Source organism: Mitsuaria sp. TWR114 (assembly GCF_007997345.1).
Genome location: NZ_VOSR01000424.1, coordinates 1 through 1002, shown reverse-complemented (window position 1 = coordinate 1002; position 1002 = coordinate 1). Strand labels below are relative to the sequence as shown.

The window sequence follows — 1002 nt, the reverse complement described above, 5'->3', positions numbered from 1 at the left end:
CCGCGAATGCGCCGCTGACCTTTGGAGCGTCGACGTTGACCGGCTCGTTGAACGCGAGTGCGCCGGGGCTGTTGCAGACGGGGGCACTCTCGATCACGGGCACGACCGCGCTCAACAGCGGAACGTCGACGACCACGCTCGCCAACAGCGGCAACGTGTTCACCGGCGCTGTGAGCCTCACCAGCGGCGACGCAACGATCAACTCCAGCACGCCGCTGCTGCTCGCGGCCTCGACATTGAGCGGTGGCCTCAGCGCCACCGCGCCGGGCATCTCTCAGAGCGGCGTCCTCTCCATCGCCGGCCCGAGCGCGCTCAACAGCGACAGCTCGGCCATCATGCTGGTCAACGGCGGCAATGCGTTTGGCGGCGCGATGAGTCTTACCGCTGGCAATGCGACGTTGGCGGCGAATGCGCCCCTGACGTTTGGAGCGACGACGCTGACCGGCTCACTGAACGCGAGCGCGCCCGGGCTGCTGCAGACGGGCGCGCTCTCGGTCGCAGGCACGACGACGCTCAACAGCGGCACGTCGACCATCACGCTGGCCAACACCGGCAACGTGTTCACCGGCGCCGTGAGCCTCATCGGCGGCGATGCGACGATCAGTTCAAGCACGCCGCTGCTGCTCGCGGCCTCGACATTGAGCGGTGGCCTCAACGCCACCGCGTCGGGCATCTCGCAGAGCGGCGTCCTCTCCATCGCCGGCCCGAGCGCGCTCAACAGCGGCAGCTCGGCCATCACGCTGGTCAACGGCGGCAACGCGTTTGGCGGCGCGATGAGTCTCACGGCTGGCAGTGCGACGGTGGCCGCCAATGCGCCGCTGACCTTTGGAGCATCGACGCTGACCGGCTCGTTGACTGCGAGTGCGCCCGGGCTGCTGCAGACGGGCGCACTCTCAGTCGCAGGCACGACCGCGCTCAACAGCGGCAGCTCGGCTATCACGCTCGTCAACGGCGCCAACGTGTTTGGTGGCGCGATGAGTCTCACGGGCGGCGATGCGACGT

At 68.6% G+C, this 1002-nt stretch carries 2 pseudogenes; both read left to right on the top strand.

The features are described 5' to 3' along the window. Positions 1-35 precede the first annotated feature (35 nt). Positions 36-122 (top strand): annotated as a pseudogene (locus FUT87_RS31735) (hypothetical protein); the annotation flags it as partial. A 48-nt stretch (positions 123-170) separates the two neighbouring features. Continuing rightward, a pseudogene (locus FUT87_RS15670) lies at positions 171-1002 on the top strand (hypothetical protein); the annotation flags it as partial.